General features: G+C 68.3%; 22 protein-coding genes and 1 tRNA gene. 15 read left to right on the top strand and 8 right to left on the bottom strand.

Going from position 1 to position 22,308, the window contains the following annotated elements; translation table 11 throughout:
• Positions 1-196: 196 nt before the first annotated feature.
• Positions 197-1,084, top strand: a complete 888-nt coding sequence (locus tag ACWFRF_RS12135) for an exodeoxyribonuclease III (RefSeq protein ID WP_379314259.1) — start codon at positions 197-199, stop codon at positions 1,082-1,084.
• 7 nt (positions 1,085-1,091) lie between these two features.
• Here the strand turns inward: ACWFRF_RS12135 and ACWFRF_RS12130 are convergent.
• The 3 genes from ACWFRF_RS12130 to ACWFRF_RS12120 all read right to left on the bottom strand — a co-directional run bounded on the left by ACWFRF_RS12130 (position 1,092) and on the right by ACWFRF_RS12120 (position 3,254).
• A tRNA-Arg gene (locus ACWFRF_RS12130) sits at positions 1,092-1,167 on the bottom strand.
• A gap of 73 nt (positions 1,168-1,240) precedes the next feature.
• Positions 1,241-2,017, bottom strand: coding sequence for a DUF1542 domain-containing protein (locus tag ACWFRF_RS12125; RefSeq protein ID WP_452449936.1), 777 nt, complete (start codon positions 2,015-2,017; stop codon positions 1,241-1,243).
• A 94-nt stretch (positions 2,018-2,111) separates the two neighbouring features.
• Entirely contained in the window at positions 2,112-3,254 is a 1,143-nt protein-coding gene (locus tag ACWFRF_RS12120) for an acyl-CoA dehydrogenase family protein (RefSeq protein WP_379314257.1), read from the bottom strand.
• Positions 3,255-3,325: 71 nt separating this feature from the next.
• Here ACWFRF_RS12120 and ACWFRF_RS12115 point away from each other — a divergent pair, with 71 nt between their 5' ends.
• The 3 genes from ACWFRF_RS12115 to ACWFRF_RS12105 all read left to right on the top strand — a co-directional run bounded on the left by ACWFRF_RS12115 (position 3,326) and on the right by ACWFRF_RS12105 (position 6,164).
• Positions 3,326-3,925: a TetR/AcrR family transcriptional regulator gene (locus ACWFRF_RS12115; protein ID WP_379314256.1), complete on the top strand. Its 600-nt coding sequence runs from the start codon at positions 3,326-3,328 to the stop codon at positions 3,923-3,925.
• Between the two features lie 112 nt (positions 3,926-4,037).
• Complete coding sequence (locus ACWFRF_RS12110; RefSeq protein WP_378632118.1) at positions 4,038-4,415, top strand: ArsR/SmtB family transcription factor; 378 nt, start codon at positions 4,038-4,040, stop codon at positions 4,413-4,415.
• A gap of 114 nt (positions 4,416-4,529) precedes the next feature.
• On the top strand, positions 4,530-6,164 hold the full coding sequence (locus ACWFRF_RS12105) for a long-chain fatty acid--CoA ligase (protein WP_378990437.1): 1,635 nt from the start codon (positions 4,530-4,532) through the stop codon (positions 6,162-6,164).
• A 53-nt stretch (positions 6,165-6,217) separates the two neighbouring features.
• Here ACWFRF_RS12105 and ACWFRF_RS12100 read toward each other — a convergent pair whose 3' ends face one another.
• Together ACWFRF_RS12100 and ACWFRF_RS12095 are read right to left on the bottom strand one after the other, a co-directional pair.
• Positions 6,218-6,610 (bottom strand): SCO5389 family protein, encoded by a 393-nt coding sequence (locus ACWFRF_RS12100; protein ID WP_379316105.1) that lies wholly within the window; start codon positions 6,608-6,610, stop codon positions 6,218-6,220.
• A gap of 69 nt (positions 6,611-6,679) precedes the next feature.
• On the bottom strand, positions 6,680-7,726 hold the full coding sequence (locus ACWFRF_RS12095) for an NAD(P)H-dependent flavin oxidoreductase (protein ID WP_379316103.1): 1,047 nt from the start codon (positions 7,724-7,726) through the stop codon (positions 6,680-6,682).
• Positions 7,727-7,992: 266 nt separating this feature from the next.
• Here ACWFRF_RS12095 and ACWFRF_RS12090 point away from each other — a divergent pair, with 266 nt between their 5' ends.
• The 6 genes from ACWFRF_RS12090 (at position 7,993) to ACWFRF_RS12065 (ending at position 14,140) form a co-directional block, all read left to right on the top strand.
• The gene (locus ACWFRF_RS12090; RefSeq protein ID WP_378632128.1) at positions 7,993-8,859 is read left to right on the top strand and encodes a M23 family metallopeptidase; all 867 of its coding nucleotides are present in this window, start codon (positions 7,993-7,995) and stop codon (positions 8,857-8,859) included.
• A 205-nt stretch (positions 8,860-9,064) separates the two neighbouring features.
• Entirely contained in the window at positions 9,065-9,886 is an 822-nt protein-coding gene (locus tag ACWFRF_RS12085; RefSeq protein WP_452449933.1) for a crotonase/enoyl-CoA hydratase family protein, read from the top strand.
• An 88-nt stretch (positions 9,887-9,974) separates the two neighbouring features.
• On the top strand, positions 9,975-10,466 hold the full coding sequence (locus ACWFRF_RS12080; RefSeq protein ID WP_378990785.1) for a MarR family winged helix-turn-helix transcriptional regulator: 492 nt from the start codon (positions 9,975-9,977) through the stop codon (positions 10,464-10,466).
• On the top strand, positions 10,463-12,235 hold the full coding sequence (locus ACWFRF_RS12075) for an MDR family MFS transporter (protein WP_378990783.1): 1,773 nt from the start codon (positions 10,463-10,465) through the stop codon (positions 12,233-12,235). The genes ACWFRF_RS12080 and ACWFRF_RS12075 overlap by 4 nt, the downstream gene beginning before the upstream one ends.
• Before the next feature lie 7 nt (positions 12,236-12,242).
• On the top strand, positions 12,243-13,493 hold the full coding sequence (locus ACWFRF_RS12070; protein ID WP_452449930.1) for a sensor histidine kinase: 1,251 nt from the start codon (positions 12,243-12,245) through the stop codon (positions 13,491-13,493).
• Positions 13,481-14,140: a response regulator transcription factor gene (locus tag ACWFRF_RS12065; protein ID WP_378990780.1), complete on the top strand. Its 660-nt coding sequence runs from the start codon at positions 13,481-13,483 to the stop codon at positions 14,138-14,140. Before ACWFRF_RS12070 ends, ACWFRF_RS12065 begins: the two co-directional genes overlap by 13 nt.
• Here the strand turns inward: ACWFRF_RS12065 and ACWFRF_RS12060 are convergent.
• Positions 14,110-15,618: an alpha/beta hydrolase gene (locus ACWFRF_RS12060; RefSeq protein WP_452449929.1), complete on the bottom strand. Its 1,509-nt coding sequence runs from the start codon at positions 15,616-15,618 to the stop codon at positions 14,110-14,112. The two genes, ACWFRF_RS12065 and ACWFRF_RS12060, sit on opposite strands and share 31 nt — an antisense overlap.
• Entirely contained in the window at positions 15,615-16,802 is a 1,188-nt protein-coding gene (locus tag ACWFRF_RS12055) for a serine hydrolase domain-containing protein (RefSeq protein WP_452449927.1), read from the bottom strand. The genes ACWFRF_RS12060 and ACWFRF_RS12055 overlap by 4 nt, the downstream gene beginning before the upstream one ends.
• Before the next feature lie 200 nt (positions 16,803-17,002).
• Between ACWFRF_RS12055 and ACWFRF_RS12050 the strand changes: the two genes are divergently transcribed.
• Positions 17,003-17,230: a hypothetical protein gene (locus ACWFRF_RS12050; protein ID WP_378631491.1), complete on the top strand. Its 228-nt coding sequence runs from the start codon at positions 17,003-17,005 to the stop codon at positions 17,228-17,230.
• Between the two features lie 59 nt (positions 17,231-17,289).
• Here ACWFRF_RS12050 and ACWFRF_RS12045 read toward each other — a convergent pair whose 3' ends face one another.
• Entirely contained in the window at positions 17,290-17,778 is a 489-nt protein-coding gene (locus ACWFRF_RS12045; RefSeq protein WP_062991391.1) for an inorganic diphosphatase, read from the bottom strand.
• 164 nt (positions 17,779-17,942) lie between these two features.
• Between ACWFRF_RS12045 and dacB the strand changes: the two genes are divergently transcribed.
• The 4 genes from dacB (at position 17,943) to hpt (ending at position 22,248) form a co-directional block, all read left to right on the top strand.
• On the top strand, positions 17,943-19,397 hold the full coding sequence (gene dacB, locus ACWFRF_RS12040; RefSeq protein ID WP_452449925.1) for a D-alanyl-D-alanine carboxypeptidase/D-alanyl-D-alanine endopeptidase: 1,455 nt from the start codon (positions 17,943-17,945) through the stop codon (positions 19,395-19,397).
• A gap of 13 nt (positions 19,398-19,410) precedes the next feature.
• Positions 19,411-20,472, top strand: coding sequence for a zinc-dependent metalloprotease (locus ACWFRF_RS12035; protein ID WP_378990770.1), 1,062 nt, complete (start codon positions 19,411-19,413; stop codon positions 20,470-20,472).
• A gap of 138 nt (positions 20,473-20,610) precedes the next feature.
• Positions 20,611-21,672 (top strand): tRNA lysidine(34) synthetase TilS, encoded by a 1,062-nt coding sequence (gene tilS / locus ACWFRF_RS12030; RefSeq protein ID WP_452450229.1) that lies wholly within the window; start codon positions 20,611-20,613, stop codon positions 21,670-21,672.
• 24 nt (positions 21,673-21,696) lie between these two features.
• Positions 21,697-22,248 (top strand): hypoxanthine phosphoribosyltransferase, encoded by a 552-nt coding sequence (hpt, locus tag ACWFRF_RS12025; protein WP_056819061.1) that lies wholly within the window; start codon positions 21,697-21,699, stop codon positions 22,246-22,248.
• Positions 22,249-22,308 lie beyond the last annotated feature (60 nt).

Raw genomic sequence — 22,308 nt, 5'->3', positions numbered from 1 at the left:
CGCACCGAGATATTCGGTCTGAGCTGCCGGTGCTTCGGCGTCGATAAACCGAGTGCCGTTGGGGGAGGCGAGAACGCGCGGTCCCATCCATCGGCTTGCGCGAGGGAAAACCAGTTCGCCGATCTCCCCGGCCCCACCGAGGTCGCGTACCGGAGCTGCCCGAGCGGGTGACGGGGGACTCCGGCACAGTGTTGCCATGGGTTCGTCGGTCGCTGATTCTCTCACTGTCGCCACATTCAACGTGAACGGAATCCGCGCGGCACGTCGCCGTGGATTCGACCAGTGGTTGCGGGCGCGGTCGGTCGACGTGGTCGCGTTGCAGGAGTTGCGTTGTCCCGCATCTGATGTGGGCACCTTCCCGGGCTATTCGGCGGCGGTGGACGTGGGTTCGGTGGCCGGTCGTAACGGTGTGGCCGTACTGACGAGGGTTTGCGCCGCTGCCGTGCGGACGTGGGTGACCCACCCACCCAGGGCCCGCGGACTCGGTGAGTTCGCCGCACAGGGACGCTATATCGAGGTCGACCTGGCCGACCGGCCGGTGACGGTGGCCTGTCTGTATCTCCCCAAGGGTGGTCTGCCCTCGCATCTGCAGCGCCCGGGATCTCTGCGCGAACAGCCCGACGGTGGGGTCAAGTACGAACGCAAGCAGAGGTTCCTCGCGGCGTTCGCCCGCGAAGTGCACCGGAACCGGCTCGCGGCGCTGAGCGCGGGACGCGAGTTCGTCCTCACCGGGGATCTGAACATCGCGCACACCCGGCACGATGTGACCAACTGGCGTGCCGCCCGCACGATGGACGGATTCCTGCCTGCCGACCGCGAGTGGTTCAGTTCGATTCTCGGCACGCGCCGGCTCATCGACGTGGTGCGACAGGTGCACGGCGATCGCCCGGGTCCACTCACCTGGTGGAGTTGGGCGGGTCGATCGTTCGCCAAGGATGTGGGTTGGCGAGTGGACCACCAACTCGCGACACCCGGTCTCGCCCGCCTCGCCACGTCTGTCGTCGTCGACAAGGAACCGTCACCCGCCGAGCGCCTCTCCGATCACGCCCCACTCGTGGTGACCTACTCGGCAATGCCTGACTGAGAAGTTCTGGTGCCCTCGGCAGGATTCGAACCTGCGACCTACCCTTTAGGAGAGGGTTGCTCTATCCCCTGAGCTACGAAGGCGTGGCCAGGCTGGGCTGGCCGAGCTGAGTATAGCGTGGGGCCGGGGTCGGTGGCAGAGGCCCGTTGGGCGGGGTCAGAAGCCGCCGAAATCGCCGCCGCCGCCGCTGTCGAAACCGCCGCCGGTGTCATAACCCCCGCTGTTGCCGAAGTCGCCGCCGGTGTCGCCGGGGTCGAATCCGCCCTGGTCGGTGCCGGGATCGGCGGCCGCTTCGCCGGTGCCGTCCTCGAAGGCTTGCGCGTTGTAGCCGACCCCGCCCATTCCGGCGAACAGCGTGGTGAACAACAGTGCCGAGCCCGCGCCCCAGGCGCCGGCGATCAGCGCGGGCTTCCACCACGGTTCGGAATACCACCCGGCGGGGACGGGGCGACCCGCCACGCGACCGCCGGGGAAATAGTTCGGTGTGCCCGCGGAGGGGGCGGGGGAGGCGGTGATCGAGCGGCCGTTGTGGGCGATGGTGCGCTGCTCGTCGACCTGGCCGGCGATGTCCTGGCCCTCGATGGCCGGGATCGCAGGGCCGGGGTCCATATCCATCGCGGTGCGGGCGGCGCGAATGTAATAGAGGCCCTCCAGCGCGGACTGCTTGGCCAGGCGGGCTTGGGCGGGGGAGCCGGCGCGGTCGATCTGACCGCCTGCGGCGTTGTACCGTTCGGACGCGTCGGCCAGGGCCTGTCGTGCGGCTTCGTTGCGCGGAGTCAGCTGGTAGACCTGTCCGCCGAGCCGCTCGATGGTCACCCGCGCGTCGGCCTGTGCTTCCTCGAGCTCGCGCGCGTTGCGCTTGTTCTGTTCGGCACGCAGGTACAGCAGAGCACCGACGCACACGATCACGATCACGATCAACCACCACAGCATCGCGCGCCTCATTTCGTCGAGGTGTCGAGATGCCGTCCAGTTTACTGATCGGTTGCCCGAACGCGCTGACCCCTATTGATCAGCGCGTTGCCTATTAGCTACCGGCGAGGTGGCGGGCGATGACCAGGCGCTGGATCTGGTTGGTTCCCTCGAAGATCTGCATGACCTTCGCTTCGCGCATGTAGCGCTCGACGGGGAAGTCCTGGGTGTAGCCGTAGCCGCCGAAGACCTGGACCGCGTCGGTGGTCACCTTCATGGCCGCGTCGGTTGCGGCCAGTTTGGCGACCGAAGCCTGGCGCGAATACGGCAGGCCCGCATCGCGGCGGCGGGCGGCGTCGAGGTAGGTGGCGCGGGCGGTGTCGACGGCGGCGGCCATGTCGGCGAGGACGAACCCTAGGCCCTGGTGATCGATGATCTTGCGGCCGAAGGCTTCTCGTTCCTTCGCGTAGGCGACGGCCTCGTCGAGCGCGCGCTGGGCGACACCGGTGGCGACGGCGGCGATGCCGAGGCGGCCCGCGTCGAGCGCGCTGAACGCGATCGAAAGTCCCTGTCCCTCTTCGCCGATGCGACGTTCGGCGGGCAGGAACGCGTCGTCATAGGCGGCGGTGGTGGTGGGGATGGCGCGCAGGCCCATCTTCTCCTCGGGCTTGCCGAAGCTCAGGCCCTCGGTGCCCGCGGGGACGAGGAAGCAGGAGATGCCGCGCGACCCCTCGCCGGTGCGGGCGAACAGGGTGTAGAAGTCGGCGCGGCCGCCGTTGGTGATCCAGGCCTTGGTGCCGTTGAGGTTGTAGCCGCCGTCGACGGGGGTGGCCCGGCACCGCAGGGCGGCCGCGTCGGAACCGGCGTGCGCTTCGGAAAGGCTGTAGGCGCCGATGGTTTCGCCCGAGAGCATGCCGTCGAGCCACTGCTGCTTCTGCTCGTCGGTGCCGTAGGTGAACAGCGGGTGGCAGGACAGGCCGTGCACGCTCACCGCCACGGCGACGGCGGCCCAGCGGCTCGCGATTTCCTCCAGCACCTGGAGGTACACCTCGTACGGCTGCGCGCCGCCGCCGAATTCCTCCGGATACGGCAGGCTGAGCAGCCCGGCCGCGCCGAGCGCCGGGAACACGCCGTCCGGGAAGACTCCGGTCTTCTCGCTCTCGGTGACACGCGGCTCGAGCACCTTGTCGGCGATGTCGCGGGTCAGATCGATCAGCTCACGTGCCTCGGCGGTGGGCAACATCCGGTCTACAGCCATGTCATGACAGTACGCCGAGCACTGAATTGCGTGCAATGTGACATGTAATTTTGTAGCCCTATACTGGAGTGATGCCTGCGCTCCCACCGAACAAGCATCAGGAGAAGAGTCTGCGGACCCGGACGCTGCTGCTTGATGCCGCCATCGAGAGCCTGGCCGAGGTCGGCTATGCGGGTGCCTCCATCGCCGATATCACGGCCAGGGCGGGGGTGACGCGTGGCGCGCAGCTGCATCAGTTCCACACGCGCGGTGAACTTCTAGCTCAGGCGATCGGCCATCTCACCGATCGTCAGCGAGAAGCCATGCTGCGTAAGGCGAAAGCGGTGCCGGACGGTAGGTCGGCGGGCGCTGTACTGGTCGAGTTGGTCACCGCTACCTTCGCGGGCAAGCTCGGTCGTGCCGCGGTGGAGCTGTATGTGGGAATCGCCAACGACACGGCGCTACGCCGTGAAATGTTGCGGGTGCAGCACGAACTCACCGTCGAGCTGCTCGACCGCTGTGCCGGGCTGATCGACCCCGCCATCACCGGTGAGCGCTTGGAGAGCACCTTCTGGCTCACCATAAACCTGGTCCGTGGCGCCACTCTCGACGAGATGGTCGGCCGTGACCGCGTTCGTCGCAAAAAGGTGTTGGCCGACTGGACCGCGCTCGCCGAGATCGCGTTGCGCTGAGCGGATTCCGGCCCTCGGTCCGGCGCTCGCCTCGGCACTCGGCATGTCGGCCTGACCAACGTCCGGAGCGGCGGCTACGGGGGAACCGGCATCGGCGATCTATTATCTGCGCATGAATGCAGATGCCCGCTCGCCTCTGGCCGAGGATCAGGTGGGGTTGGTGGTCGAGGTGTTCCGAATGCTGGCCGATCCGACGAGGGTTCAAGTCCTCTGGGCGCTGGCCGATCAAGAACTCTCGGTGAACGAATTGGCGAGCCGGGTGGGCAAGCCGGGCCCCTCGGTGTCCCAGCATCTGGCGAAACTGCGGATGGCCAGGCTCGTGCGTACTCGTCGCGAGGGGACCACCATCTACTACAGCCTCGACAACGACCATGTCCGCAGCCTGGTCGTCGACGCGGTACACAACGCCGAACATGCCGGTCCCGGGGTGCCATCGCACCATAGGGGGCCCGATGGTCAGCCGCCGCACGCGCGGCCGCCCGGTGTGTGATGACGAGCCGACCTGCAGGAATGTTGTCGGAGGAAACGATTGCGAGCCCCAAACCTTTCGGTAGCATCCGTTGTGACGTGGCTCATGCCACGGCAGGGACTTGAAGGAGCACCGATGCTGAGCACCATGCAGGACGACCAGCTCTCGCTGGCCAAACTGCTCAACTATGCCGCAACATTCCAGGGCGATTCGACTGTGTCCACATGGACCGGTGACGGTGTTCGCACCATGACCTACCGTGAGCTCGGCGCCGATTCGGCCCGGCTGGCCAACGCGCTGCGGGGTCTCGGCATCGAAGAGGGCGACCGCGTCGGCACCTTCATGTGGAACAACAACGAGCACATGGTCGCTTACATCGCGGTGCCCGCGATGGGCTCGGTGCTGCACGCGCTCAACATCCGGCTGTTCCCCGAGCAGTTGGTCTTCGTCGCCAACCACGCCGAGGACAAGGTCGTGCTCGTCGACGGCACGCTGGTGCCGCTGTTCGCGCAGTACCTACCGAACCTGAAGACCGTGCAGCACGTGATCGTCGTCAACGGCGATCCGGCCGCGCTCACCGCGCCCGAAGGCGTCACCGTGCACTCCTACCGCGAGCTGCTCGACGCCCAGTCCGCCGACTTCGACTTCCCGGTCGTCGACGAGCGTTCGGCCGCCGCGATGTGTTACACCTCGGGCACCACCGGCGACCCGAAGGGCGTCGTCTACTCGCACCGCTCCAACTGGCTGCACGCGATGCAGGTGAACTCGCCCAACGGCATGGGTTTCCAGGGCTCGGACTACGTGCTGGCGATCGTGCCGCTGTTCCACGCCAACGCGTGGGGCCTGCCGTACGCGGCGCTGATGTCGGGCGCCAACGTCCTGATGCCGGACCGCTTCCTGCAGCCCGGCCCGCTGCTGGAGATGATGGCGGCCGAGAAGCCGACCTTCGCCGCCGCGGTGCCCACCATCTGGGGCGGCGTGCTGGCCGCGCTGGCCGCCGCGCCGCAGGACATCTCGCACCTGCGTACCGCGGTCGTCGGTGGCTCCGCGGTGCCGCCCGCGATGATGCGCGCGTTCGAGGAGAAGCACGGCGTGCGCATCCTGCACGCGTGGGGCATGACCGAGACCTCCCCGCTGGGCAGCGTCGCGCACGCGCCCGCGGGCGTCAGCGACGACGATGCCTGGGAGTACCGCTACACGCAGGGTCGTTTCCCGGCCAACGTCGAGGCCCGGCTGGTCGGTGACGACGGCAAGGTCGTCCCGAACGACGGTGAGTCGCTCGGCGAGCTCGAGGTCCGCGGCGCGTGGATCACCGGCTCCTACTACTCGCCCACCGGCGCGGAGATCGACCCGGACAAGTTCGACGACGGCTGGCTGCGTACCGGCGATGTCGGCAAGATCAGCGCCAACGGCTACCTCACCCTGGTCGACCGCTCCAAAGACGTGATCAAGTCCGGTGGTGAGTGGATCTCCTCGGTGGATCTCGAGAACGCGGTGATGGGCCACGCGGCCGTCGCCGAGGCCGCGGTCATCGGTGTGCCCGACGAGAAGTGGGACGAGCGCCCGCTGGTCGCCATCGTGCTCGCCGAGGGCGCTGCCGCCGAGGCAGCCGAGCTGCGCGACTACCTGGCCGACAAGTTCGCCAAGTGGCAGCTGCCCGAGCGCTGGACCTTCATCGCCGAGGTGCCCAAGACCAGCGTCGGCAAGTTCGACAAGAAGCGCCTGCGCGCCCAGTACGCCGAGGGCGAGCTGGACGTCGTCACGGTGTAGCGAAAACGACAAGGCGGGCGTGGAATTGCTTCCACGCCCGCCTTTTTCGTCGATCAGCAGTTGCGCAGCTCGGGGCTCTGATTCAAGAGCTGGGCGCGAGGGCTGATGTAGGTGGTGTAGGTCTCCCCGCCGACGGCCGACAGCGGGAACGCCGCGACCCGATGGCAGTTCTGGAAGGCCAGCCTGACACCGAAATGCCGTTCCAGGCCGCCGCGGATGGCGTCGGAGGCCAGGGCGCGCAGCAGCTGCCCGCGAGCCACCTCGTCCGGCGGCGGGATCCGGTTGTCGGCGTACTCGTCGGTGCCGGTGCGCAGGTCTTCGGCCACCCGGCTCACCACCTCCCACGCGTAAGGCAGGGAGGTACGGACACATTCGACGAATTCGGCGTCGTCGATATTGCCTTGTTCTGCGCGTTCGAGTAATGCGGCGGGAACATCGAGGGACATGGCTCTCCTCCTGCTTGGGGGTGGTCGGCGGGACGCGATGCCAGGTCCGAGTCTAAACGAAATCCGTTGTCAATAACCCTGAATTCGTTCCGAAAGTGCTTTCCGGAGTGCGCTTTTCGCGTCGGCGGCGAGATCGGTGACCAGTTCGCTTGCCGGTTGCCCGGTGCTCAGCGAGTGCGCTTGCCCCGCCCACAGATTCACTTCGTCGGTGTTGCCACCCGCCCGCGCGGCCGCCCGCAAGGGGGCAGTGGCGTAATGGATTTCGGGGTACGCGGCGGGCGCGTCGGCGGTGTGGTCGACGAGGAAACGGTTGCGGATCCCGCGCGCGCGACGTCCGGTGAACGCGCGCGTGAGCATCGTTGGTTCCGGCGTCCCGATCGCACCACGATGCACGGCGTTGGTGCCGGCTTCCGGGCAGCGCAGCAGCGCGGTGCCGATCTGCGCCGCCGACGCACCGGCCGCCAGTACCCCGGCCACACCGGCGCCGGTGGCGATCCCGCCCGCCGCCACGAGCGGGCGGGAGGTGACGGCGGTGAGCAGCTGGATCAGGGTGAGCAGGCCGGGCGGGTCGATCGGGTCGTCGGCGGGATCGTCGAGGAAGCTCGCGCGGTGCCCACCCGCCTCGGCGCCCTGGGCGATCAGCACGTCGGCGCCCGCCTCGACGGCGATCAGCGCCTCGGCGGGGGAGGTGACCGTGACCCACACCTCCGAGCCGACCGCGTGCAGCCGGTCCACCTCCACCGCGCTGGGGCAGCCGAAGGTCGTCGAGACCACGGCGACCGGATCGGCGACCAGCAGATCGAGCTTGTCGTCCCATCCGTCGGTGTCGTGCTCAGGGGTGCCGATCGGGAATTCGGCGCCGAGTTCGGCGAGGTAGGTGGCGTAGCCGGCCGGATCGGCCACCACGCCGGGCGCGAACAGGTTCACCCCGAACGGCGCCGTGGTGGCGGCTCTGGTCGCCTCGATCTGCGCTGCCACCGCCTCGGTGCCGAGGTATCCGGCGGCGAGCTGGCCGAACCCGCCCGCGGCCGCGACGGCGACCACCAACTCGGGTGTGGACGGGCCGCCCGCCATGGGCGCGGCGACGATGGGGACGGTCAAGGTCTCGATCACCATGGGTCGAGTCTGGTCGGTCGGGACCGTGTTCAGGCCCGGTGACAGCGCGTGTGATGGGTCGGACACTGTGATTGTTACTGTGCGGCACGTCATCTACCTGCGAATTCGTGACAGAAGGTTGCGGAATGGTCACGGCCGGGTAGAGTTCGCGTCACAACGGATGCCGAACCGTTACACATAGTTCGGCATCGGAGAACACCCAGGTGGTCTCCGGCCCGGTCGCAGACCGGTTTCGTTTCCTTGTTGTCGGACGCTAGGACGAGATCTTGTCGCAGCACCGTGTGGGTCCCGAATCCATCTCCGTGCAGGCCCTGCTTGCGCACGCGGATGGCCGGAGCCCGAGCAGGAGCAGGCACCGCGCCGAGGCGTCGCGTTCCGATCGTGTTCGGGTCGCCGCCAGTGCCGCGGTCGCCGCGGGCGCGTTGGTCGGCGTCACCGCTCAGATCGCCCCGGCCCTGGCCTTCGCCGCACCGCTGCTGCCGACCCACGACGACAGCGTCGAGGAATCGGTCGTTCCCGAGTCGGCCCGCCAAGATGTCGACCTCGTCGCCGCGCAGGAAGTCGCCGCGCACGTCGAGACCCCCGCGCCGGTGACCGCGGTCGCCGCGCCGATCGCCGCCCCCGTGGCCGCGCCCTTCGGGATCGGCAACCTGCCCCCCGAGATCTCAGGCCCGCTGTCGCAGGTCGAGGACATCCTCCAGGGCATCCAGCACCAGGTCGCGCCGCCGCAGGCCACCCGCCCGGTCGCGGGCCCGATCAGCTCCGGCTTCGGCTCGCGCTGGGGTGCCATGCACTACGGCCTCGACTTCGCCGACTCGATCGGCGCCCCGATCAAGTCCGTGTCCAACGGCACCGTCATCGAGGCGGGCCCGGCGTCGGGCTTCGGCCTGTGGGTGCGGGTGCTGCACGACGACGGCACCACCGGCGTCTACGGCCACGTCAACGAAATGCTGGTCAGCGAAGGCCAGCGGGTCAACGCGGGCCAGGTCATCGCGACCGTCGGCAACCGCGGCCAGTCCACCGGCCCGCACCTGCACCTCGAGATCTGGGATCAGGGCGGCGCCAAGATGGACCCGATTCCGTACCTCGCTTCCAAGGGCGTGCCGCTGGAATGGGGCCCTTCCGCGCACTGAGTTTCTGGAGCGCTGGCGCGCTCGAGTTCGCGGCCCCGCCGGTCCCGTCGATCAGGCACCGTTGCTTGCTCCTTCGTCGCCTACGCAACGGCACCTGATCGACGGGACGGCCGCGAACCCGGCCGCTGCGCGTCCGGCCCCTCCCTAGGGGTCGGGGGTCGGGGCTGGGTGGGCGGCATGTTGGCGCGGTGGCAATAATCAGGGCATGAGTGAATGGAAGGCCTTTACCGTCGAGATCGCCGACAACGTTGCCCAGGTCACGTTGATCGGACCGGGCAAGGGCAATGCGATGGGACCCGACTTCTGGCGCGAGCTGCCCGAGGTCTTCGCCGAGCTCGACGCGGATCCGCAGGTACGGGCGGTGGTGGTGACCGGGGCGGGCAAGCACTTCTCGTTCGGTCTCGACCTGGCCGCGACCGCGGGCACGCTGGCTCCGGTGCTGGCCGACGACGCGAAGGCGGGGCCGCGCACGGAGTTCCTCAAGGAGGTCCGCCGGATGCAGGCCTCGGTGACGGCGCTGGCCGAGTGCACCAAGCCGGTGATCGCGGCGGTGTCCGGGTGGTGCATCGGCGGGGGTCTCGACCTGATCGCCGCTGCCGATATTCGTCTGGCCAGCGCGGATGCCAAGTTCAGCCTGCGTGAGGCGAAGGTGGCGATCGTCGCCGACATCGGTTCGCTGCAGCGCCTGCCCGGCATCATCGGCGAGGGCAATCTGCGGGAGCTGGCCTTCACCGCCAAGGACATCGACGCCGCCCGCGCGGAGCGGATGGGTCTGGTGAACGAGGTGTTCGCCGATCAGGAGGCCGTGCAGGCCGCCGCGCACGCGATGGCGCGCGAGATCGCGGGCAACCCGCCGCTGGTGGTGCAGGGCATCAAGGACGTGCTCGAGCAGCGGACCAGCCCGGCGATCGCCGACGGCCTGCGTTACGTGTCGACGTGGAACGCGGCGTTCCTGCCGTCGAAGGACCTGCCCGAGGCGATCGCGGCGGTCTTCGAGAAGCGCGCGCCGGAGTTCAAGGGCGAGTAAAGGCAGTTCAAACGGTTGCCACGGCGACCGTTCTGCCTACATACTTGCATCACACAACTAATTGATTGATGCAAGTAAAGGTAAACGTGTGAGTGAGAGTGAGCCCGCGATCGACGCGATCGCGATCCAGCTCGTGCGGCTGCACCGGCTGCGCGATCGGGCGATGGCCCAGATCAAGGACCACTCGGGGATCGACCCGGCGGGGTTCATGGTGCTGTTCCGGTTGGTGTGTGACGGGCCGATGCGCTCGGGCGCGCTCGCCGACGCGGTGCATTCGGACGCGTCGACGGTGAGCAGGCAGGTCGCGCAGCTGGTGGAGCGTGGCCTGGTGGTGCGCGCCGCCGACCCCGACGACGGGCGAGCCACCGTGCTGGAGGCCACCGACTACGGGCGCGAGACCGCCGACCGGATCCGGGCGCGGCGCCGGAATTCCATCGCGATCGTCACCGAGAACTGGTCCACCGACGATCGCGCGCTCTTCGCCGGGCTGCTGACGCGGTTCGTCGAGGACTACGACGCGGCCCGCCCGGTCCTGCTGGCCCAGCCGCCCGCACTGAGCACTACGGAGAACGTTTCGTGACGACAACCGCGGCCCCGGTGGAATCACCGGCAGGCTTCACCCATCGCCAAATCCTGACCATCCTGTCCGGGCTGATGCTCGGCATGCTGCTGGCCTCGCTCGATCAGACGATCGTGTCGACGTCCATCCGCACCATCGCCGACGACCTCGACGGCTACTCGCTGCAGGCCTGGGCCACCACCGCCTACCTGATCACCGCGACGATCAGCACCCCGCTCTACGGCAAACTCTCGGACATGTTCGGCCGCAAGCCGTTCTTCCTGGCCGCGATCGGTCTGTTCATCGTCGGTTCGCTGCTGTGCACGCTGGCCACGTCGATGTATCAGCTGGCCGCGTTCCGCGCGTTCCAGGGTCTGGGCGCGGGCGGACTCATGTCGCTGGCGCTGGCCATCATGGGCGACATCATCGGACCCCGTGAACGCGCCCGCTACCAGGGCTATTTCCTTGCGGTGTTCGGCATTTCGAGTGTGCTCGGGCCCGTCCTCGGCGGGCTGCTGGCCGGGCAGGACACCATTCTCGGCATCACCGGCTGGCGCTGGGTGTTCCTGGTGAACGTGCCGCTGGGGCTGCTCGCCCTGGTGGTGGTGACCCGGGTGCTGCACCTGCCGCGCAAGCCGCATGCCACCCACCGCATCGACTTCGCGGGTGCGATCGTGCTCGCGGTCGGATTGGTTCCGCTGCTGATCGTGGCCGAACAGGGTCGCGAATGGGGCTGGAGCAGTAACTCTTCGGTGATCTGTTACGCGATCGGCGCGATCGGGCTGGCCGGCTTCGTCGTGGTCGAGAAGTTCATGGGGGACGCGGCCTTGATTCCGCTGCGGATCTTCGACAATGTGACGTTCGCGCTCGGCGTGGTGATCTCCTTCGTCGTCGGTGCGGCGATGTTCGGCGGCATGCTGCTGCTGCCGCAGTACCTGCAGGTGGTGCGCGGCGCCGGGCCGACCGAGGCAGGTCTGCAGATGCTGCCGATGGTGCTCGGGCTGATGACCGGTTCGATCGTCTCGGGTCGGCTGATCTCGAAAACCGGCCGCTACCGGGCATTCCCGATAATCGGCGCGATCATGCTGACGCTCGGGTTGTTCCTGCTGCACCTGCTCGACGCCGACAGCCCGCTGTGGCTGGCGATGCTGTTCATGGCGGCCACCGGCTTCGGCCTCGGCAATCTCATGCAGCCGCTGACCCTGGCCTTGCAGAACGCGCTGCCGCCCAAGGACATGGGCGTCTCGACCGCGTCGGCGACGTTCTTCCGTCAGATCGGCGGCACCCTCGGCGCCGCGGTGTTCCTGTCGATCCTGTTCTCGCTGCTCACCCCGAACATCACCACCGAATTGCAGCAGTCGGCGGCGGACCCCGCCTACCAGCAGGCCGTGATCGAGGGCGCGCAGAGCACCAACCCGGCGGATGCCGCGCTGGCCAAGGGCCTGCTGGCGCACGACACGTCGGCCGCGGGCAAGGTCCTCCAGGACAGCTCGATCATCCAGCAGCTCGACCCCGAACTCGCCAAGCCCTTCCAGGTGGGCTTCGCCGACTCGATGTCGACGGTGTTCCTCGTCGCCTCCGCGGTGGCGTTGATCGCCCTGCTGCTGGTGCTGTTCTGGAAGGAAGTTCCGCTGCGGATGTCGGGGGGAATCCAAGCCGACGGCGATGCCAAGGCCGCCGAAGGGGTGGGTGCGCTGGTCGACACCGCCGCGCAGTCCGCCGCGTCAGCCGGGGACCCGCGCGACGGGGACGAGGGTGGTCGAGTCCGAGCGGGTGCGCCCCCGGCATGATCATCGGGTGAGTCGATTCGGCAGCGGTGGTGTAGTGCGGCGGTTACGTCGTCTGCCCGCCGCTGTCGGCTATCTGCTGGTGGGCGGGCTGACCGGGGTGGCGTCGCTGTTCGCGGTGGTCGCGCTGGCGATCGTGGCGGCCGCGAGCCTGATCGGGATCGGGATTCCCGCGCTGCCGGAGGCGGTCAAGTTGATCCGGCCGCTGCTGGGGCTCGAACGGCGCAGGGCGGGCAGGTTGCTCGGCACGCCGATCGTGTCCGCCTACCGGCCGTTGACCGGCGACCTGCGTCATCAGCTCGCGACGCTGGCCGCCGATCCGGCGAATCGGCGTGATCTGGCCTGGCTGGTGCTGCACGCGATCATCGGATTGCCACTGGCCGCGCTGGCGGTGGCACTGCCGCTGAGCGCGGTACAGCATCTCGCCGTCGCGAGTTATTGGAGTGCGCGGGCCGACGGCACGGTGTCCAGCGGCGGCATCGTCATCGATTCTTGGACCGCCGCCGTGGTGAGCGTGGCGGTCGGCATCGTCTACGGTGCCCTCGCACTGCGCGCGCCCGAGGCGGCGAACGCGCAGGCCCGCGTGGCAGGGGCGTTGCTCGCGCCGGACGAGAACGCCGTGCTGGCCGATCGGGTCGCCGAGCTGACCGTGACCAGGGCCGCCGCGTTGGACGCGCACGGTGCCGAACTGCGCCGCATCGAACGCGATCTGCACGATGGCGCCCAAGCCAGAATCGCGGCGGTGATCATGCAACTCGGACTGGCCGAGCAATTGCGCGACCGTGATTCCGCGGCCGCCGATCGGATGGTGCGGACCGCGCAGGACACGGCTTCGGCGGCCTTGTCCGAACTCCGCGATGTGGTGCGCAGCGTCTACCCGCCGGTGCTCTCGGATCGGGGCCTGAACAGCGCCGTCTCCGCGCTGGCCGCGCGCAGTCCGATCCCGTGCGTGCTCGAATCCAACGGCATCACCCGGCGGCCGATGGCGGTGGAGGCCGCCGCCTATTTCGTGATCGCCGAGGCCATCACCAACGCGACCAAACACTCCGGTGCCGACACACTGTCGATAGAACTGGGTGGGCCGCCCGATCTGCTCACCGTCGAGATCCGCGACGACGGTATGGGTGGAGCGAGCGCGACCGATGGGGGTGGTCTGGCCGGCATCCGGCGCAGGGCCGAGGCGCTCGACGGGCAGATGACGCTGAGCAGCCCCGCCGGTGGGCCTACTGTGGTGCGGGTGGAGTTGCCGTGCGGGTCGTGATCGCCGAGGACGACGCCCTCCTGCGGGAAGGCCTCGTCCTGCTGTTGAAGACGGCCGGGATCGACGTGGTGGCCGCCGTCGACAATGCCGACGATTTCCTCGCCGTCGTCACCGCCGACCGGCCGGACGCCGTGGTGGTGGATGTGCGGCTCCCGCCGACCTTCACCGACGACGGCCTGCGCGCTGCGGTGCGTGCCAGGACCGTCCACCCCGGGCTGCCGGTGCTCGTGCTGTCGTCCTATGTGGAGGACAGTTACGCCTCCGAACTGCTCGGTGACGGTGGCGGTGGCGTCGGGTACCTGCTCAAGGAACGGGTCGGCAAGGTCGACCGGTTTCTCGAATCCCTGCACCGCGTCGCCGCCGGTGGCACCGCGATGGACCCGGAAGTGATCGCACAGCTGCTGGTGCGCCGCAAGGTCGACGATCCGCTGTCCACGCTGACCGCCCGCGAACGCGAAGTGCTCGCGCTGATGGCCGAAGGACAGGACAACTCCGCCATCGCGGCACGCCTGGTCGTCACCGAAGGCGCTGTGCTCAAACACATTCGCAGCATCTTCGCCAAGCTCGGCCTCGCCGCCGACGAATCGGGCCACCGCCGGGTCCTCGCCGTACTGGCCTACCTGAACGCGCGCCCCGGATCGTCCTGACAGACCGGGTCGGTGTCGGGCAGCGTGCCGTCGCGGAGATAGGCGTTGACGGTCGTGTCGACGCAGGTGTTCGGGTAGTTGCCGTAGATCCAGTGCACCGCGACATCTTCCAAGGTCACCATGCGTGACCCCGTCATTGCCCGGTGCATGACACGCGCGCCCGCGTGGGTGGTGCGGGTGTCGTCGGTGGACTGGACGATCAGGCTCGGCACCGCATTGCCGATCACGGTCGGCTGCTCGACCGGGGGCGCCCAGAACGCGCACGGCGGAATGTTGTTCGCGAACGCGCCGAACAGCGGTTGATCGGCGCGACTCGCCTCGATATTGCGCCAGTACCAGGCTGGATCGCGCGGTACTTCCACATCGCCGCACAGGACGGCCAACGCCGGTGAGTAGTCGCGTGGCCGCGCGGTGAGCATGAAGGCGAGCGAGGCGGCAAGCTCGGGTTCGGGCCGCACCTCGATGCCGTCGGCGGCATCGGCGAGTTGCCGGATCTGGCGTGCCAGCAGCGGATAGTTGCGTGGGTCGTCGAGCCCGCGGTAGAGCACCATCGGCAGGCTGTGTTCGTCGACGGTGAACTCGCCGATCCGGATCGGCCGGTCGTTCGCGCGGCGGACCATGGTCTGCACGGTCGACCTGACCGCGGAACGGTCCGCGCCGAAACGGAACTCGCCGTCGTGGGCGGCCACCCAATCGGCCCATCGGTCGAATGCCGCCTCGTTGACCGGGCCCATGGCACGGATCATCCCGACCGATCCGTAGTGCTCGGGGTCGACGGCACTGTCGAGGACGAACCGGTCGCTGCGCTCGGGGAACAGCTGGGCGAAGACCGCGCCGAGGTAGGTGCCGTAGGAGGTGCCGAAGTAGCTGATCCGCTCCTCGCCTAGGGCGGCACGGATGACGTCCATATCGCGGGCGGTGTTGCGTGTGGTGATGTGGTGCAGCCGAGGTCCCTCGTTCGTCGCGCACAGCGCGGCGAGTTCGGCTTGCTGGGCCACGCCTTCGGCGAAACCGACGCCGTCGAGACCGGCGGATTCCAGCCCGAATCCGTGCTGCCAGTGGCAGTTCACCGGGGTGGAGCGGCCGATGCCGCGCGGATCCATGCCGATCAGGTCGTAGCGGTCACGGACCTCGGAGCTCATCGCCTCGCGCACGTCGATCATGAAGTCGAGACCGGGAGCGCCGGGGCCTCCCGGATTGGACAGCAGCACGCCGCGACGTTTCGCCGGGTCCGTAGCGGGCAGCCGCGAGATGGCCACGGTCATCGTTTCCGCCTGTGGCGCCGAGTAATCGACCGGTACCCTCACCTGCGCGCACTGGGCGCCCGCCGGATCGAGACGCGGATCATCGCAGGACTGCCAGGTCAGCGACTGATGGCGAAAACGATCGAGCGGGTCGACATCGGCCGATGCCGTGGTGGCGGTGAGCAATCCGGCGGCCGTCGCGGCGACCGCGACGGCCAGGATCGCGCGTTTCATGAGGCGCAGACCACGGTGTCGAAGGCCCGCTCGACAACCTCTGCCTGGTCTTTGCTGTTCGGCAGCTCGTTTACGGTGATGGTCACCGCGACGCCGTCGGCTGTGACCCCGGTGCGGGTATCGAAACCGGGGATGCTGCCACCGTGGGCGACGGTCGTCCTGCCACACGAGGTGGTCTGCACGACCAGGCCTAATCCGTAACCGGCCGAAGGCATTCGGTCGAACTGCACCGTCTGCCGCATCTGTTCCAGCTGTGCGGCGGGCAGCAACTTGCCGTCCAGCAGTGCGAGGAAGAAGCGGTTCAGATCCGAGCCGGTGGCGATCATCGCACCCGCGGTATCGCCCCATGAGGGATCGAAGTCGGTGAAATCGACACGGGCGCCGTCGATTTCCTGATAGCCGCGCGGGTGTGGTGTGCGCAGGCCGATGTCGCCGGGTGCGGGAAAGTAGGTGTCGCGCAAGCCGAGTGGCTCGATGATCCTGGTGGTGATCTCCGTGGCGGCGGGGCGGCCGGTGACCTGCTCGATCAGCATGCCGAGCAGGATGTAGTTGGTGTTGGTGTAGACCGAGCGGGCGCCGGGTTCGTGCCGCGGCGGCATCGTCATCGCGATGCGGACCAGCTCGCTGGGCGAAAAGTGGCGCAGGCGGATGACTTCCGGGTCTGGCTCGATCTGCTGCGTGCCGGGGTCGGCACGCAGGCTGGGATCGCCGCCGGCCAGATAGTCCGGTAGCCCGCTGGTGTGCTGGAGCAGTTGGCGCACGGTGATGCGGTTGCCATCGTTGCCACTGCCCTGCACGACGCCCGGTAGGTACCGCTCGACGGGACCATCGAGTTCGACCTTCCCCTCGGCGACCAACTGCATGACCACGGTCGCGACGAAACTCTTGGTGTTGCTGCCGATTCGGACGTACGCCCCATCGGGAATCGGTGCGCCCGTCTCGATATCACCGACCCCAGCGGTGACGGTCTGTTCGCCGGCCGCGGTGGTGATCACGGCCTGGGCGCCGGGGAATCCCGCCTGCACCACCGATTCGAGCGCCTGCCGGATCTCCGGCCGACCCGGTTGCGCCGCCGTGGCGCTGTTCTCGGGCCCACACGCGGTGACGGTGAGTAGTGCGAGCAGGCCGGTTCCGGCCGTGAAGGCACGCAGTGACTTGCTCGAAAAAGTGGTGTTGAGCTGCATGATTCGAGCCTAGGAACGAGCGGGCGCCGTGCCCATGCCGCGCACACCCGAATCGAAGGTGGTGCCTGCGCTACCAACCTTGGGGTGGGGTAGGTGAAGCGACCAAGGGGAGAGTGAACTTACCCCTAGGGTTGGCTGTTCAAACCTCTGCGCCGCAATAACTTCGAGAAGTCGAAGTTGTCCGCGTCAGGAGAATCAATATGCGCATCAAATCCACCATCGCCGCTGCCCTGCTGGCCGTCGCGACCGTCGCCGGGGTGTCGGCGGTCGGTGCGGGCAGTGCCGCCGCGGCGCCGTACGGAACGTATTACGGCACCTACTACGAGCTCTATCAGTGCCGCGCGGCCGGGGAAGATCCGTACACCGGCGGGTATTACTGGGAGTGCACGGAGAGCTGGGACGGCTGGGATCTCTACATCTGGTACTGACACCGAAACGGGAAGTCCGAAAACTCTTCGGACTTCCCGTTTTTCGTAGGTCTATCGGCTCAGTGGCCGGATTCCTTCAGCCGAGTGAAGGACTCGTCGATGATCTTCTCGGCCTCGGCGCGGCCGAGCCACTCCGAACCCTCGACGTACTTGCCCGGCTCGAGATCCTTGTAGCGCTCGAAGAAGTGCTTGATCGCCGACAGTTCGAACTCCGAGACGTCGCCCAGGTCCTGGATGTGATCCCAGCGCGGGTCGCCCGCGGGGACACACAGCACCTTGTCGTCGCCACCGGCCTCGTCGGTCATGCGGTACACGCCCACCGGGCGGGCCTCGACGATCACGCCGGGGAACACCGACTCGGGCAGCAGCACCAGCGCGTCGAGCGGGTCGCCGTCCTCGCCGAGGGTGTTCTCGATGAAGCCGTAGTCGGCCGGGTAGCCCATGGAGGTGTACAGGTACCGGTCGAGCTTGACCCGACCGCTCTCGTGATCGACCTCGTACTTGTTCCGAGAACCCTTGGGAATCTCGATGGTGACGTCGAACTCCACGCCATCTCCTTGCTCGTTCGAGTGCTGGTCTGTGCCGAATCGCCAGATCGTTCTGGGGAACCGTTGCGCAACGAGGATAGTGTGGTGTGCTGGTACACCGGTGCGGCAGGCGGCTGTAGTCGCGCAGTCGAGGCGTGTCGGTCGGCGTTGAGGGAGACACTGTCGTGGTCGATGCAGGCGGCAATCCGGGATCACCGGTGCAGGGGCGCCGGAGGTCCCGCTGGATCTGGTTGTCGGCAGTGGTCGTCGCGCTACTGGTGATCGCGGGCGGTTTCGCGGCGATCGCGCAGCCGTGGACGCCGGAATTCCGCCACGGCGGACTCACCGTGGCGCCGCCGCCGGACACGGGTCAGGTGTTTCCCGAGGTGGCTCCGGCCCGATCGGACGCGCCCGCGCCCACGGTGGCGGGCATCGCCGCGGCGCTCGCCGCGGTGGTCGGCAACCCTGATCTCGGTGCGTTCGCGGGTCAGGTGACCGATCCGGGCAGCGGGACGGTGCTGTGGAGTCAGGAGCCGGCCAAGGCGATGATCCCGTCGTCGACGGCCAAGATCATGCTGGTCGCGGCCGCATTGCTGACCTTGCCCGATGATCAGCGGGTGACCACCGAGGTGCTCGCCGGTGCGCCCGGCGAGCTGGTGCTGGTGGCGGGCGGGGACCCCACGCTCACCACACGGGCAGCGGGCGGCTACTACACCGACGGCGCCCGGATCGCGGATCTGGCCGCGCAGGTGCGGGCCGCGGGCCGCCAGGTGAACGCGATCGTGGTCGACACGTCCGCCTACTCGGGGCCGACCATGGCCTCGGGCTGGGACCCGATCGACATCCCGGAAGGCTCGATCGCCCCGATCGAGCCGATCATGCTCGACGGTGGCCGGTTCGACCCCTCGGCCGACTATTCCCCGCGCACCGCGAATCCCGCGCTGGACGCCGGGCGAGCGCTCGCCGCCGAGCTGGGTATCGATCCCGCCGCGGTGCGAGTGGGACCGGCCGCGCAGACCGGCGCTCAGATCGCGAAGGTCGAATCGGCCCCGCTGCGGGTTCGCTTGCACGACATGATGATTCACTCCGACAATGTGCTGGCCGAGACCATCGGACGTGAGCTGGCGGTGGCGTCGGGCCAGCCCGCCTCCTTCGCCGGTGCGGTCGCCGCCACCACGGCCGCCCTGTCGACGGCCGGATTCGATATCGCCGGACTGCATCTGGCCGACAACAGTGGGCTCTCCGTCGACGACCGGGTGACCCCGAAGCTGCTCGATTCGATCATCGCGACCGCGGCGGAACCGACCGGCAACGCCGCATTGGTACCGGCCGGAACACAGGCCAGGCCCGAAAACGACCCGCGCGCAGCGGCTCTCGCGCCGATGCTGGACTACCTGCCTGTCGCGGGCGGCACCGGCACACTCGCGCCGCGCTTCGTCACACAGAACCGGCAGGGTGCGGGGTGGGTGCGCGCCAAGACCGGAACTCTGAGCGTGGCCAGCGCGTTGGTCGGATATGTACTCGACCGCGACGGGCGGGTACTCACCTTCGCACTCATGTCGAACGACCGATTGCCGGAGCAGAGCAGGCCGGCGCTCGACGCGGTGGCGGGTGCCCTGCGCAACTGTGGATGCTCGTAGAGAACGGGTGACTATGACCGACAAGACCGAGCGCAAGAGTTCCGGGTTCAGCGGAGCTGTGGACTGGCGGCTGGCCGCGCGAACCGGGGCGGTGCTCGCTCCCTCCGGGCCGCGCGTGTCCCGGCAGACGGCCGAACAGGTCGTCGCCGAGCTGGCGTCTGCCTCGATACTGGCCGAACTGCCGGTGCGTGAGGTCAGTGGGCTGCTCGACGACCGGCCGGTTCCCGAGGCGCGGATCGTCGACCGGCCGGGGTGGATCTCCGCGGCCGCCGATTCGATGGCTGTGCTCACCGGCATCGAATCCGCCGACGGGGGCAAGTTCGTCGGGAAACCCGCGGGTGTCCAGGCGGGGACCATGCTGGCGTTCCTGTCGACCGCGATTCTCGGGCAGTACGACCCGTTCACCGGCGAGGACGGCACCTTGCTGCTGGTCGCGCCCAATATCCTCGGCGTCGAGCGTGCGCTCGGCGTAGATCCGAGCGACTTCCGGCTCTGGGTGTGCCTGCACGAGGTGACACACCGGGTGCAGTTCTCGTCGGCGCCCTGGCTGGCCGGGTACATGCGCACCAACGTGGACATCTTGAGCGAGGTCGGCGAGGAACCGATGAGCGAGATGCTCACCCGATTACTGAGCGAGGTGCGGTCGCGGCGCAACGGCGACAACACCGACGATCCGAACAGTCGAGGGGTGGTCGGACTGTTGCGTGCGGCCCAGGCGCCGCCGCAGCGCGAGGCACTGGATCGACTGTTGATGCTCGGTACGCTGCTCGAAGGGCATGCCGATCATGTGATGGACGCCGCCGGGCCCGCTGTGGTGCCGACCGTCGCCGATATCAGGGCCGCGTTCGATCGACGTCGCCAGAAGCCGTCCAATCCGATCCAGCGGCTGCTGCGGGCCTTGCTCGGCGTGGACGCGAAGGTCGCGCAATACGTACGGGGCAAGAAGTTCGTGGACGCGGTGGTCGAGCGGGTGGGGGTCGCGGAATTCAACACGGTGTGGACGAACGCCGACACGCTGCCGTTGCTGGACGAGGTCGACGATCCGGAACGGTGGATTCGCCGGGTGCTGGGATAGGTCTCGGTAACCTGCACACGTGACTTACGCGGACGGTCGACCGCCGAGCAGGGCCGCGCAGCCTGCTCGTGGATCGCGGCTGCCGTCCGATGATCGAGAGGCGATTGTTCGGTGTGGCCGATGACATCGCCTCGTCCGATGCGCCTGCCGGAGACAGCGGCGGTGCTCGCGGTGCGGCGGGGTGTGCGCGAGTGGGTGGCCGCGCACGGTGGGCGGGGGCCGGTGGTTGTGGGGTTGTCCGGCGGGGCGGATTCGCTGGCCTTGGTGGCCGCCGCCGTTGTCGAGGCGGGTGCGGTGACCGCGGTGGTCGTCGACCATCGGTTGCAGGAGGGGTCAGCGGCGGTGGCCGATCGGGCGGTCGAGCAAGCGATGGGGCTCGGGTGTGTGGGGGCGATGGTCGTACCCGTCGAGGTCGGGCGTGCGGGGGGTGTGGAGGCGGCGGCTCGGGCGGCTCGGTACGCGGCGTTGGGGTCGGTACGGGACGGGCGGCCGGTGTTGCTCGGACACACGCTCGATGATCAGGCCGAGACGGTGCTGCTCGGGTTGGCGCGCGGCTCGGGCGGGCGGTCCATTCAGGGGATGGTGGCGTGGAATGCGCCGTGGGGGCGGCCGTTGCTGGGTGTGCGGCGGGCTCACACGGTGCGGATGTGCACTGATCTGGGGATCGAACCGTGGGACGATCCGCACAACGTCGACCTCAGGTACACCCGCGTGCGGGTGCGCAACGAAGTCTTGCCACTACTAGAGGACGTCCTCGGTGGTGGGGTCGCGCAGGCACTCGTCCGCACGGCCGAGCAGTTGCGTGCGGACGGCGCGGTGCTCGATGTCTACGCGGCCGAGTTGCTGCGGAATGCGCGTTCGCACCGCGCGGGCGCACGTCCCGATGGCGCCGTGGCGCGCCGTCCCGATCTCGATGATCGATCCGGCTCCGGTGGCCGCGACGACACCGATCGACCCACGCTGTCGATCGAGATCCTGGCCACTGCCCCGCCCGCGTTGCGTCGCAGGGCGGTGCGCGCCTGGCTTGCGGATGAGGGCGTGAGCGGGCTCATGAACGCCCATTTACAGGCGATCGACGAGCTGGTGAGTAATTGGCACGGACAGGGCGGGGTGGCGGTGGCGGGCGGCTCGAGGGACCACAGGTTGGTCGTGACGCGCGAACATGGCACGCTGGCGGTGCGAGCACAGCCGCGCATTTGATGCCACGAAGGGACACCCACTTCCGTGTACGGAGACGACATCGCATCGGTGCTGATCACCGAAGACGAGATCAAAGCCAAGATCGAGGAACTGGCCGAGCTCGTCGCCAAGCGATACCCGCCCGATTCCCCCGAAGGTGACCTCCTGCTGATCTGCGTCCTCAAGGGCGCGATCTTCTTCATGACCGACTTCGCCAGGGCGCTGTCGATCCCCACTCAGCTCGAATTCATGGCCGTGTCGTCCTACGGTTCGTCTACCTCGTCCTCTGGCGTGGTGCGCATCATGAAGGACCTGGACAAGGACATCGCGGGCCGTAACGTCCTGATCGTCGAGGACATCATCGACTCGGGCCTGACCCTGTCCTGGCTCAAGCGCAACCTGTCCACCCGCAACCCGGCCTCGCTGGAAGTAGTCACCCTGCTCCGCAAGCCCGACGCGCTGCGCACCCCCGTCGACGTCGCGCACGTGGGCTTCGACATCCCCAACGAATTCGTCGTCGGCTACGGCCTCGACTACGCCGAGCGCTACCGCGACCTCCCCTACATCGGCACCCTCAACCCGGCGGTGTACTCGTAGTTTTGGAGCGCTGGCGCGCTCGAGTTCGCGCCTCCGGCGGTCCCGCCGATCAGGTACCGC

Source organism: Nocardia sp. NPDC055165, from assembly GCF_053606985.1.
This window is presented reverse-complemented; position numbering and strand designations above follow the sequence as displayed.